Genomic DNA, 11,760 nt, shown 5'->3' with positions numbered 1-11,760 from the left:
CCTCTTTCAATGCCAAAAATCGCCTTTTTCATCAATCCTACCATTAGACATTTCAAGAAAATTGAAATAGACATTCAGCATCATTTTCTCAATCAAGATTATCAGTTTTTTATTTCAGAATATTCTGGGCATTTTTTAACCTTGCCAAAAAGAGCGGTGGAAGAAGGTTTTACGCATTTTATTGCAGTAGGTGGAGATGGAACGCTGAATGAGATTGTGAATGGCTTAATAGAAGCTTTCCGCACAGAAAATGGCTATGATTGGGAAAGGATTTCTCAAATAAAAATTGGGATTTTACCTTCAGGAAGCGGTAACGATTTTATCAAAAATCTAGGTTATCAAAATATAGACGAATTGCAATCGCTTATTACAAAAGATTCTTCTGCGCTTGTAGATGTGGGTTTTGCAGAATTTCTGAACCGAGAAAAACAAAAAGCTGAGCGTTTTTTCATCAATGTTTCAGATGTAGGAATTGGGGGAGAAGTAGTGATTAGTAAAGAAAGATTGCCTTTGGTTTTTCCTGGCGACGTGAATTATTTCATCGCCATTATTTCTACTTTTTTAATGTACAAAAAGAAAACCATCAGGGTCACCGCCAAAGATTTTACGTGGCAAGGAAAAGTGCTGAATTATGTAGTAGCCAATGCTAAATATTTCGGGAATTCTATAGGAATTGCGCCACATGCAGAGATTTCTGATGGCGAATTTGCCATTACCAATGTGGGAGACATCAGCTTGTTGGATTACTTTAGAAATATTGGAACTGCTAAAAAATGCAAAAAAATTAATCATCCGCAAGTTTCTTATACTTCGACTCAGGAAGTTTTCATCGAAAATGCAGATGGTCTGGCTTTAACCATTGATATGGACGGAGAATTTATCGGTTATGCACCTGTGAAATTCACTTGTCTCAAAGAAAAACTGCGTTTTTTGAAGTAAAAATTATTCTTTTACTGTTTTTCTTTCATCATCATGATTGGGAGAATTTTCCTCGATTTGAATGTCTTGTTTTTTGATGTAATGAATAACTTTGAACAATATTTCAGATTTTAAACTGTTTCCGGGAGCGTTTACATCAGTCGTTTTGAACCAATAAGCACCACGCAATTTTATTTTTTCGCCATCTATTTCTTGTACATAAACACTTGCATGAGGATTTTTCTCTACTTCTTCAAACGAATTGATGATGTGTAAAATATCCTTCATCACTTTTTCTAAATCTTCGGAATAATCTACATTAATGAAGAATTCACTTCTCAAAAGTTGATTGTACGTGAAATTTTCAAGTGGATTTTTAAGAATAATGGAATTGGGAATGAAAACATCTTTTCCGTCAAGAGTTTTTATATTGGTTTCTCTGAGAGACATTTTTTTAACTCGACCTCTCATTCCTTGTACTTCGATTAAATCGCCTATTCTAAAAGGTCTTCTAAAAGCCATAAGGATTCCTGCCAAGAAATTTTCGCCAATATCTTTTAAAGCAAAACCTACAATAAAAGTGGTGAGTGCAGTTCCTGCCAAAATTTTATCGGTAATATTTCCGTAGCCCAAAATTCCCAAACAAACGATAACCAAAAAAATGGTGAGGATAAAAGAAACGATATTCACCAAGAAATCTGTAACGATAGAATCTTTTGATTTTTCGTCTATGAATTTGGTGACGACTTTTGAAAATAGTTTAATGGCGAAAATCCCAGCAATAAAAACCAAAATTGCCAACAAAATAGCAGGCAATTGACCAAGGAAATTTTCCCATGAATGTTGTATTGTACTGCTGAAATCTACAAATTCCTTTTCCATATTATAAAATTTCTTCTAGGCTTTTTAAAACTTCACGTTCTTCGTATTCTTCTAATTTTTCTCTTAAAAATTTTAAAACCATGGGTGCCAAATAAATAAGCGCAATGCCAATTATTTTTTTCTTCCAACTGGTATGATAGAGGTTTTTCTTTGCAAAATTGGTAACTACGGCTGCTAATCCTATTTTGATGGCGTTTTCGGCGATGCTTCCTACTACGTTTTGAGTATTGATGCCTATTTTTTCTTCGCCGTATTGATTGATTTTGGTTTTGATATAATTTTCAGAAGCGCCACCTGTAGCAAAACTTAAAATATTGGCTGGTTTGAGTGCTAATCGGTGTTCTCCGTTTTCGTCTGTCTTATCAACTAAAAATTGGTCGGTGAATCCATGAGTGATGGCACTTAAACTTTCTTTAGGATTTTTAAATGCTGCGATGTCTTCTAGCTCGGCAATTTCTTTCCTTAAAGTTTCCTTGCGTTTTCTTAAGTCTTCTAAGTTTTTCATGTCATGGAATTTTAATCGTTAAAAAGCGTTTCTATTGCCTTATTGGTAATGATTTTTTTAATGTAGTTTCTCATTAAAAAGACCAATAAAATGAGCAATAAATAGAATCCTGCAAGAATAAGGAAGCCATAAGCAAAGTTGTGGAGCCAATTTCCTAAGAATAAACCTAAACTCACGTTTAACAAAAAGATAAAGAAAATGGCAAGAACAGATATAATCATTACAGGTACTGAAACTCCAATGATTTTAAGAGATTTCTCGGTAGCATCTAGCTTTACGAGTTCTATTTTTTTTTCCGCGTAATCTTTGATGAGGTCTATCATGGCAAATTTCTTTGTTTAAAGGTACAAAAAAAGGAACTTTTATGATAAGTTCCTTTATAAAATTTTATAAAAACTTTACAGATTATTTTAGAGCATCTAGCTCTGTTTCTACTTCTTTTACTACTTCCGAAGCTTTATTGGCTGCGGTATGTTTGTACTTTTCGTAGCTATCTTTTACGCTAGAAACTACTTTATCTAAATTTTCTTTTGCCTTGTCTGATAGATTTCCGTATTCCGACTTTACTTTTTCAGATACTTTATCGTATTCGTCTAATGCTTGATCTTTTAAATCATTCGCTTTAGCTTTTAGTTTTTTTCTGGTTTCTTTACCTTCTTCTGGAGCGTAAAGCATTCCTAAAACTACACCTACTGCAGCACCTGCTAGAAGACCTGCAATAATTCCTGCTGTATTTTTACCTTTTCCCATTTTGTAATAATTTAGTGTTAATAATTTATTTTCTTTTACCTCTTCATTCGCACAACTTCTATACCAAATATAAGGAAAATTTTCACAAATTTATGTTAAAATTGCATGAATAGATTCTATTTTTTATTTTGAAATATGTGATAGAATCAATGCTATGGTTTCTTCTTTGTTCAGTAAGGTATTGTCTATCAAGATGGCATCATCTGCTTGTTTCAGCGGAGCTACTGCTCTTTCGCTATCGATTTTATCTCTGGTTTTTAGGTTTTCGTAAACTTCTTCTCTAGAAATATCTACGCCAGAATTTTGCAGTTCAAGATGTCTTCTTTTGGCTCTTTCTTCTGGACTGGCAGTAATGAAGAATTTATAATCTGCATTAGGCAAAATAACAGTTCCTATGTCTCTTCCGTCCATTATTACGCCACCTTTTTGAGCTAAATTTCGTTGAAAATCAAGTAAAAAAGCTCTTACTTCTGCTTGTTTTGCAATAAGGCTTACATGGTCAGAAACTCTAGGTTCACGAATTTCTTTATCGATGTTTTTGCCATTGAGGAAAAGCTCTAAAACACCATTATTTAAAATAAATTCCAAATGGATTTGGTCAAATTTTTCAAAGAGTGACTTTATGTCTATTTCTTGGCTGTCATTAAGGCAGTTTTCTAAAGCGAAATAGGTAATTCCACGGTAGAGTGCACCTGTATCAATATGGATGAGGTCAAGTTTTTGGGCAATCACTTTAGAAATTGAACTTTTTCCGGTAGATGAAAATCCGTCAATAGCAATAACTGGTTTTTTGTTCATGCTACAAATTTCGTTAAAGTTTTTTGAATTTGAAAATTACTAAAAGAAAAACCTTTTTGTGGTTGCTGAGTTTATGGGAGAATAATAGAGATGGAATTTTTATGATTTTTTATATTGTTTTGAAAAATTTGAATTTGTTCAACATTCAAGTTATTAAGATACGTTATATTGTTTCTAAGAAAGATTTTAATTTTATTGGTACTTTCGATTTATTGTACAATACTTGAAAAACATTTTCTTCTTTAATTTGAATTGTAGATTTAGGTCTAACGATTTTGTCTTTTCCGCGAGCACTTTTATTATGTTCTTTAACTTCCCTAGATATTTCATTTACGACATTTTCTGAGATATATTTTAAATACATAAACATAAAATACAATTCGTACTTTCCTCTAATATATTTTTTTGGTTTTGTTTCCTCTTTTATTTTGTTATAAAAAAATCTTATTTCAGCAATATTAAAATGGTTAGATTGTGTTTTATCACAAAGGTATTCAAATTTACTTCTGTAGGTTGATAATGATTTCTTAATTAATTTACCATCATTATCGATTTTAAATAAATCAGACATTTTAATATCATTGAAACAAACTTCAAAATTATTTTTTCTACAATACATCATCCAAGCGGAAATCATTTTTAGTTGTTTGACAAAAATTTTATGTTGTTTTTTAAAATTTTCTACAGCTAACTGTATTACTGATTCTGAAGTTATTAAGCAGTTATCTGTAATAAACTTTTCCAAAATTTTTTCATCAACTAAATAGTTCTCAATAGAATAATAGTCTGTTATGAAAACATTTTCATCATTTAAAGTTTCTCTTTCTATGTAGTCATCAAAATCTTTATCAATAAAAAATAAGATTCTTTTTTTATCGTAAAATTGCCAATCTAAATCATTATAGTTATCAATAACATTTTGTTTACCATTACAAACAATATATTTTACTGGAATATTCTCCTTGTAAATTTCGAAAAAATGACGATAAAAAGAGTTATCTTCAACACCTTCAACAAGACAAAATATTGTATTATCATTTGTTTTATATTGTGATAATATTTTTATGCAAGCAGCTGATGGTGTTAGAATTTTTTCGTCTAAAATATCTAACAAGCTCATATAATATTATCTTTTAAATTCTTCTAATGCGTGAGTGTATTTTCTCAAATTATTTTGAAATATAAATGGAGAATGTGTTACAGCAAGTAAGCCTTTACATTTATCTAATTCAAGAATATTGGTTAATAATTTTTCTTGCCAAGGAACAGATAAGGAAAGTTCGGGCTCATCAATGATAATGTAATAGTCCTTTTCAGATAAAACTAAATGTGTAAAAAGTGAAATAATTTGCTTCTCACCAGAAGATAAATCTTTAAATTCTATCCTATTAATTTTTTCTTCTTTTATAATATCTACGTCCAAGAAAAGTTGTCTAAGGTTATTTCTAAAATTTATTTCTTGATTTAAAATGATTTCTACTTTAAATTCATCTTTATTATATACTAACTCTTTGTCAGATCCTAAATACTCATTACAAATTTTTATAAGCTTCAGAATGTCACTTTCTTCTTTTTGTTGAAAATCATATATTTGGAATAATTTCCATACAAAATGCGCATTAATCTTATCTTCTATATCATTATTTGCAACATTGTATTGTAATGATTGCACAAAATCTCTAAGTTTATTTTTACCTTCTTTACTAATTACAGAATCATCAAGTCTTTTTAAAATGTAGTTTAACGCTTCCTCATCTATTTGAGAAATTTTATTAAAATCAAAATTGTTATAACTTTTATTTAAAATATCATCTAAATATGAACCTATTAAATTTGAATTTAATTTGTCGTAAAAATAGTTTTTAAGTTCCAAACACCTTCTTTCAATTTTTCTTTGAATATCATTCATGCCAAATTCAACTAATTCCGAATAATTTTCCTCCTTAGAGTTATATCTTCTAGTTTGAATTTCATATTCTTTAATACTTCTTTCTAGATGAGGAAATATATTAATTAAATCCTTTTCAATCCTTCTATAGGTTGGTAAGTATATTATTTTAATGTCTTTTAAAATAGCATTTAATCTAGTTTCTATAGATTTAATATTATTATGATTGTCTATATTTTCTTTCTTTTCATATACCTCAAATATATATTCCCTAATTACTCTTGAAGGAATATCAAATTTTTCCGAAAGTAATTCAATTTCTTTATTTGTTAAATTAAAAAAATCAACAGAAGCAATTAAGTCTGAGATTTGGTTAAGTTTAAATAATGTATTTTGTGAAAATCTATGTTTAAATTTGCTGTCTCTTTGAAGTAAATTTTGAAAAAAATCTTTAGTAAATTCTATTTTCTCATCGTTAATTAAACAAATAATTCTTCTAAAATTATATTCTAATAATTTGTTCCATTGTTTAGATAGAAAGTAGTAGAAAATATTAACAATTGTTGTTTTACCAGCTCCATTATCTGATACCAATATTAGTTTATTGTCCAAGAATTTTAATGAATAATCTTTGGTATTATGTAAACCTTCAATTGTAAAGTTTGTAATATTCATATTTAGAGTTTTGTTATTTTATGATTTTACCTAACAGTTCGGCAAATTTGCGAACTTACTTAATCCAAATATACAAAAGATTTCTTTCAATTAGTTTTCTAAAAATCTAAAATCCCAAATCCCAAATCCCAAATCATCACCTTCTATTTCCAGAAAGTTCTACCAAATCCAGCATTAAGCCAATTTGATTCACATTATCGGCGTTGTGATAACGAACGTGGGAATAATCAAATCTAAAAGAGGAGATTTTGATTCCAAAGCCAAAACTCAATCCAGAGAAATTTCTTTGATCGAGAACCGCGAGTTCGTTTCCGCGTTTTACGTTATAACCCATTCTAATATTGAAGGCTTGTTCAGGAAACAATTCGATGCCACCAGAAAGATGGTCCATCAATTTTCTGCCAAAACCGATTTCTTTGCCATTAATATCATACGATTGAGAAATATTAAATTGCTGTAAATCATGATAAGTAAGGGTGTAAGCCAAAGGAAAATCTGGTAAAATTCTGGTGTAACCTATATCTGCTCGGAAAGGCAATTGTTCTTTGGTTCCGTTGTAAGATTTGATTTGATAACCAAAATTTCTGAAAACCAAAGCCACCGTTTCTTTGGATTGTTCATTGTGATAAGTTACTCCAGCATTCGCAGAAATGGCCGAAGAAGTATAATTGTCGATTTTAGAAGTGAGGTAATTCACATTGGCACCAATCGTGAAATCATCATCAAACTGATAGGCATAACCTATGCCAAATGAAGCATCCATGGCAGAAAATTCCCCGTTTACATTCCCGAATTCATCAGTTCTGGGTGTTTTTCCGAAGTCCAAAACTCTGGCGTTGACTGAAATGAAATGTCCTGCCGTTAAATCTTTTACGTAATTAATGCTTCCCAAATTAGAACCAGCAATGTAAGAACCGTAATTAATCCCGATTCTATTGTCCATGTCTAGGTTCATGAGAGCAGGATTGATGGCAGCAAAATTCACGTCATAATCTCGTACAGAAACCGCATCACCACCTAAAACAGCTTGTCTGGCAGAAACGGGAACATTCAGAAAAGGATAGACCTTGGTTCCAGTTTGTGCAGAAGCCCATAATGCGAATAAACAGAAGGATGTGGTAAATAGTTTCTTCAAAATTTCAATTATAACTTTGCAAAAATAATTTATTTTACACTTTAACAAAAATTAAAAGCGAAAACATAATTCTATTAACGAAATTCTTTACGATTCATTATATTTGCATTAAATTTATTTTTTGCCTCAAATCTATACTTTTTGAGACACCAATTTTGATAAAAATATAACAATGAAATACAAAAGAGTTCTTTTAAAATTAAGCGGAGAAGCTTTAATGGGTAGCAGACAATACGGGATTGATAATGATAGATTGGTAGAATATGCTAAAGAAATTAAAAAAGTAGTAGATGCAGGTGTAGAATTAGCAATTGTAATAGGAGGAGGAAATATTTTCCGTGGAGTAGCTGGAGCAGCCAAAGGTATGGATAGAGTGCAAGGCGATTATATGGGAATGTTGGCTACCGTAATTAATGGGATGGCGTTACAAGGCGCACTAGAAGACCAAGGCATTAAGACCAGATTACAGTCTGCAATAGAAATGGATAAAGTAGCAGAACCTTTCATCAAAAGAAGAGCGGTGAGACACTTAGAAAAAGGAAGAGTGGTGATTTTCGGAGCGGGAACTGGTAATCCGTATTTTACAACTGATACTGCAGCTACATTGAGAGCAATAGAAATAGGCGCTGATGTTATTTTGAAAGGAACGAGAGTAGATGGAATCTATGATTCTGACCCAGAAAAAAATGCAGATGCAGTAAAATTCAACTCGCTTTCTTACGACGAAGTTTTTGAGAAAGATTTAAAAGTAATGGACATGACTGCATTTACCCTAAGTAAAGAAAATAATTTACCCATCATTGTTTTTGACATGAATAAAGACGGTAATTTATTAAAAGTAGTCTTAGGCGAAGAAGTAGGAACTCTTGTGAATATATAATGTGTAACTTATCAAATTTTCAATATACAATGGAAGAATTAAACATGATTATGGATATGGTAAAGCAAGAAATGGATGCTGCAATTAAGCACCTTGATCACGCTTTCCAAAAAATTAGAGCAGGTAGAGCTTCTACATCTATGGTTCAAGATGTTGTGGTAGAATATTACGGAGCAATGTCGCCAATCAATCAAGTTGCGAATGTATCTGTTCCAGATGCGATGACGATTTCTATTCAACCATGGGATAGATCAGCGATTAACGCCATTGAAAAAGCGATTATCAATTCTAACCTTGGTTTTGCGCCTTCTAATAATGGAGATACAATTATTCTTAATGTTCCGCCATTAACTGAAGAAAGACGTAAAGATTTAGCAAAACAAGCGAAAGCGGAAACCGAACAAACCAAAGTAACCATCAGAAATGCTAGACATGATGGTATGAAAGAACTTAAAAAATTAGATGGCGTTTCTGAAGACATCATCAAAGATACAGAAGCTAAAATCCAAGAACTGACAGACAAGTATGTGAAATTAGCAGACGAACATTTTAAAGCAAAAGAAACAGATATTTTCAAAATCTAATGCTATAAACATAAGCAAAACAAAAAACTCCAGAATTTCTGGAGTTTTTTTATTATAAAATCTAGAATCTCATATCTAGAATCTCATATCTAGTATCTAGAATCTAAACCTATTGATACCTTTCATGCTCTCTTTCTTTCACAAACTTGCTCCAAAGAGGCTTGGTCAGTGCTTTGTATTTTTCTACATCGAAAACTTGAGAATCGGTAAGCGCTTTATATGTGAGCCAAACACCAAAAGGAAATAAAACCAAATTAGAAAGCCAAGCTCCGAAATAAGGATTGAGTTTTCCTTTCCAAGTAATATTTTCTACGGTCAAGTTCATCACATAGAAGACAATAAAAATGATAATTGCAATCACCACAGGTAAACCTACACCTCCTTTTCTGATGATAGAACCTAAACTCGCACCAATCATAAAGAAAATAAGACAAGTCACGGAATAAGCAATAATCCCTTGTTGATACATGATAATCTTATTGTAATACTTTACAATATCTAAAATTTGGGTATCCTTATTCTTTTTTTCGTTTTGTAAAAAAGAAATTTTAGTATAGGCTTGATAGAGGACTTCTAACCTTTTATCTTCTTTCAATTTTTCTATCGCAAAAGGTTCTGTAGGTTTGGCAGGATTTTTAATTTTGTCAATATAGGTAACATAATTATTCGTTTGTCCTACCATTTCTGAGTTAATAGAATTAAAACTATAATCGTTTTCTTTCTTAACCTTTACAATCGTTTTATTAATCTCTTTATAGTTTTGGAAACGGTAATCATCTGTGATTTTTTCGTCTTCTATGGCTTTGTTAATGACATCACTCACATCAAAATGCTGAACCAGAGAATCAAATTTTACCGATTGACCAGGCTGTTTTAGTCGTTCTAAATAATTTTTGTCTTGAATATTATCTTCGAAAATATAGCCATCATATAAAACCAATTTCAAATAATTTCTATTCGCAGCAGGTGTAAATTCACCTTTTTTAGCAATAATAGTTCTTTGGTCTTCATAAGCATTAGCCACTTTGTGCACAAAAACGCCTTCTAAATGTTCGCCGTTTTCTCCATAAATTTTGTCAAATTTTACCGTTGCTCCAGGCAATGAATTGATGAATTGTCCTGCGGTAAAGTTGATGGCGGGTTTGGTAGCGGCAATATTGTACATCATGTTTTTGGCCTTCCTCTGAAAATCTGGAATCACATTATTCGAAAACACAAAAAGCATGATAGAAAGTAAAGAAACGATGGCAAATAAAGGCATCATAATTCTGGTGAGGGAAATTCCCGCAGATTTCATGGCGGCGAGTTCATAGCGTTCCCCGAAATCTCCAAAAGTCATAATGGAAGCCAAAAGAATCGTGAGTGGTAATACCATTTTGACAACGTTTACACTCAGATAAAACAAGAATTTTACAATTTCCCAATTGCTTAAGCCTTTTCCTGTAAACTGCGAAAGCTGTATCCATACAATATTCACCATAAAGATGAAAAACAGCACGCTGAAAATAAATAGAAACGGCCCGAAAAAGGTTTTTATAATATATTGATCGAGTTTCTTTAACATTTGCCAAAATTATGAAAAAGTCACAAAAGGAATGGCTTTTGTGACTTTAATTTAACTTATTTTTTGAAAATTATAATTCTGTAATCAGGTAATTCTTGTACTTGTTTTTATCAAAGCTAAAAGTAGAAGCACTTAAACTTTGGTTTTCTTTGTATTGATTTACGGTAATCACGGCCAAATCATTGCCTGATGAAGTCTGTACAATTTTAGCAATCTGCTTTTTAGGCGTATTGATGTACAAAACCACACTTTTTACTCCATTATCTTTCACAGGAACCATTTTGATGAGGTCTAGACCGCCACTTTTTCCTGCATAAGTTACGGTGTAGCCTGTTTTGTATTCATCAAGATAATTGATAGGGGAAAGTGCTTTTTCTGAACCATTCGGCTGAGCAATTGTCACTTCTTGGTCTTCTTTAGAAATGTTGTACACTTTTTTTCCGTCAAAAATCTGCTCATTTCCCATGATATTCAGTTTATACTGAGTAGGAGTAGAGTAGAAGATTCCTGTTTCGGTTTTGCTTACTTTTCCAGTTCCCGTTCCGTAAGAAAATTTGAAGTACGTATTTTTCTTGGCTTTATAATTTTTAGAAACGGTTTCTAAAATAGTTTTGGCTTTAGCATCTACTTTTTGCGCGAACGAAAAGGTAAAACTTCCAACCAAAGCACTTGCTAATATAATCTTGTTAAAATATTTCATGTTTTTATTTTTAATGATTCTTGGTGTAGATTTCAAAAAGTGAGCCAATGTTTTTGCATTTTATCTATTTAACTATTCTTTAAGAAAGGTTAAGTTCTTTTCACAATTGCATTTTAATTTATCATTAAAATTCTCATATTGAAGGCAACAATCACCTACAATAGAGTAATTTTTTATGTTTTCGATTTTAAAAAAAATAATTCTGCTTTGAGAATAACTTGAAGAATCGTAAAAATAATTTATTGCAAAGAAGTTTTTAGATTTAAAAAAATGAATATTGTATGTTTTAATAAATCTATTATTTTGATTATACCAAAGCAATTCATCTTTTTTCCGATTCTCTTTTATGAATCTTCTGATATTTTTAGGAACTTTATCAGTAATTTCAAATGTTTCAGAACAAAAAGAGCTATCTTTTTTTTCTTGGGAGAATGTAAAATTTGAAATGAAAATTAAGATAAATAGTATTCTCATTTTTATT

General features: G+C 31.1%; 14 protein-coding genes. 3 read left to right on the top strand and 11 right to left on the bottom strand.

Features of this window, described 5'->3' with window-relative positions; translation table 11 throughout:
* Positions 1–9 precede the first annotated feature (9 nt).
* A complete protein-coding gene (locus ACT53I_RS06230) occupies positions 10–939 on the top strand; it encodes a diacylglycerol/lipid kinase family protein (protein WP_476078917.1) in 930 nt (309 codons plus the stop codon).
* Between the two features lie 3 nt (positions 940–942).
* Here ACT53I_RS06230 and ACT53I_RS06225 read toward each other — a convergent pair whose 3' ends face one another.
* From ACT53I_RS06225 to porQ, 8 genes are all read right to left on the bottom strand, one after another.
* Positions 943–1,800: a mechanosensitive ion channel family protein gene (locus ACT53I_RS06225; RefSeq protein ID WP_476078916.1), complete on the bottom strand. Its 858-nt coding sequence runs from the start codon at positions 1,798–1,800 to the stop codon at positions 943–945.
* A gap of 1 nt (position 1,801) precedes the next feature.
* The gene (locus ACT53I_RS06220; protein WP_476078915.1) at positions 1,802–2,305 is read right to left on the bottom strand and encodes a phosphoribosyl-ATP pyrophosphatase; all 504 of its coding nucleotides are present in this window, start codon (positions 2,303–2,305) and stop codon (positions 1,802–1,804) included.
* A gap of 11 nt (positions 2,306–2,316) precedes the next feature.
* Complete coding sequence (locus ACT53I_RS06215) at positions 2,317–2,628, bottom strand: phage holin family protein (protein ID WP_371461404.1); 312 nt, start codon at positions 2,626–2,628, stop codon at positions 2,317–2,319.
* Between the two features lie 82 nt (positions 2,629–2,710).
* Positions 2,711–3,055: a YtxH domain-containing protein gene (locus tag ACT53I_RS06210; RefSeq protein WP_104793815.1), complete on the bottom strand. Its 345-nt coding sequence runs from the start codon at positions 3,053–3,055 to the stop codon at positions 2,711–2,713.
* A gap of 123 nt (positions 3,056–3,178) precedes the next feature.
* Positions 3,179–3,853: a (d)CMP kinase gene (cmk, locus tag ACT53I_RS06205; protein WP_476078914.1), complete on the bottom strand. Its 675-nt coding sequence runs from the start codon at positions 3,851–3,853 to the stop codon at positions 3,179–3,181.
* Between the two features lie 163 nt (positions 3,854–4,016).
* The gene (locus ACT53I_RS06200) at positions 4,017–4,973 is read right to left on the bottom strand and encodes a DUF4435 domain-containing protein (RefSeq protein WP_476078913.1); all 957 of its coding nucleotides are present in this window, start codon (positions 4,971–4,973) and stop codon (positions 4,017–4,019) included.
* A 6-nt stretch (positions 4,974–4,979) separates the two neighbouring features.
* Entirely contained in the window at positions 4,980–6,416 is a 1,437-nt protein-coding gene (locus ACT53I_RS06195; protein WP_476078912.1) for an AAA family ATPase, read from the bottom strand.
* Between the two features lie 136 nt (positions 6,417–6,552).
* Positions 6,553–7,551, bottom strand: coding sequence for a type IX secretion system protein PorQ (gene porQ, locus ACT53I_RS06190; RefSeq protein ID WP_476078911.1), 999 nt, complete (start codon positions 7,549–7,551; stop codon positions 6,553–6,555).
* 172 nt (positions 7,552–7,723) lie between these two features.
* Between porQ and pyrH the strand changes: the two genes are divergently transcribed.
* A complete protein-coding gene (gene pyrH, locus ACT53I_RS06185) occupies positions 7,724–8,431 on the top strand; it encodes a UMP kinase (RefSeq protein WP_069796895.1) in 708 nt (235 codons plus the stop codon).
* A gap of 29 nt (positions 8,432–8,460) precedes the next feature.
* Complete coding sequence (gene frr / locus ACT53I_RS06180; RefSeq protein ID WP_476078910.1) at positions 8,461–9,015, top strand: ribosome recycling factor; 555 nt, start codon at positions 8,461–8,463, stop codon at positions 9,013–9,015.
* A 109-nt stretch (positions 9,016–9,124) separates the two neighbouring features.
* Here the strand turns inward: frr and ACT53I_RS06175 are convergent, their stop codons facing one another.
* The 3 genes from ACT53I_RS06175 to ACT53I_RS06165 form a co-directional block, all read right to left on the bottom strand.
* The gene (locus tag ACT53I_RS06175) at positions 9,125–10,579 is read right to left on the bottom strand and encodes an LptF/LptG family permease (RefSeq protein WP_476078909.1); all 1,455 of its coding nucleotides are present in this window, start codon (positions 10,577–10,579) and stop codon (positions 9,125–9,127) included.
* Between the two features lie 70 nt (positions 10,580–10,649).
* Positions 10,650–11,279, bottom strand: coding sequence for an outer membrane lipoprotein periplasmic chaperone LolA1 (lolA1, locus tag ACT53I_RS06170; RefSeq protein WP_213188973.1), 630 nt, complete (start codon positions 11,277–11,279; stop codon positions 10,650–10,652).
* A 72-nt stretch (positions 11,280–11,351) separates the two neighbouring features.
* A complete protein-coding gene (locus ACT53I_RS06165) occupies positions 11,352–11,753 on the bottom strand; it encodes a hypothetical protein (RefSeq protein ID WP_476078908.1) in 402 nt (133 codons plus the stop codon).
* Between the last annotated feature and the right edge of the window lie 7 nt (positions 11,754–11,760).

It is taken from the genome of Cloacibacterium sp. DMC96 (genome assembly GCF_056313765.1).
This window is presented reverse-complemented; position numbering and strand designations above follow the sequence as displayed.

Excerpts from the sequence above, each read along its gene's own strand:
- ACT53I_RS06215 (WP_371461404.1), bottom strand. The coding sequence starts at position 2,628 with ATGATAGACCTCATCAAAGATTACGCGGAAAAAAAAATAGAACTCGTA.
- ACT53I_RS06225 (WP_476078916.1), bottom strand. The coding sequence starts at position 1,800 with ATGGAAAAGGAATTTGTAGATTTCAGCAGTACAATACAACATTCATGG.
- ACT53I_RS06230 (WP_476078917.1), top strand. The coding sequence starts at position 10 with ATGCCAAAAATCGCCTTTTTCATCAATCCTACCATTAGACATTTCAAG.
- frr (WP_476078910.1), top strand. The coding sequence starts at position 8,461 with ATGGAAGAATTAAACATGATTATGGATATGGTAAAGCAAGAAATGGAT.
- ACT53I_RS06165 (WP_476078908.1), bottom strand. The coding sequence starts at position 11,753 with ATGAGAATACTATTTATCTTAATTTTCATTTCAAATTTTACATTCTCC.
- ACT53I_RS06220 (WP_476078915.1), bottom strand. The coding sequence starts at position 2,305 with ATGAAAAACTTAGAAGACTTAAGAAAACGCAAGGAAACTTTAAGGAAA.
- ACT53I_RS06175 (WP_476078909.1), bottom strand. The coding sequence starts at position 10,579 with ATGTTAAAGAAACTCGATCAATATATTATAAAAACCTTTTTCGGGCCG.
- ACT53I_RS06200 (WP_476078913.1), bottom strand. The coding sequence starts at position 4,973 with ATGAGCTTGTTAGATATTTTAGACGAAAAAATTCTAACACCATCAGCT.
- pyrH (WP_069796895.1), top strand. The coding sequence starts at position 7,724 with ATGAAATACAAAAGAGTTCTTTTAAAATTAAGCGGAGAAGCTTTAATG.
- lolA1 (WP_213188973.1), bottom strand. The coding sequence starts at position 11,279 with ATGAAATATTTTAACAAGATTATATTAGCAAGTGCTTTGGTTGGAAGT.
- ACT53I_RS06195 (WP_476078912.1), bottom strand. The coding sequence starts at position 6,416 with ATGAATATTACAAACTTTACAATTGAAGGTTTACATAATACCAAAGAT.
- cmk (WP_476078914.1), bottom strand. The coding sequence starts at position 3,853 with ATGAACAAAAAACCAGTTATTGCTATTGACGGATTTTCATCTACCGGA.
- ACT53I_RS06210 (WP_104793815.1), bottom strand. The coding sequence starts at position 3,055 with ATGGGAAAAGGTAAAAATACAGCAGGAATTATTGCAGGTCTTCTAGCA.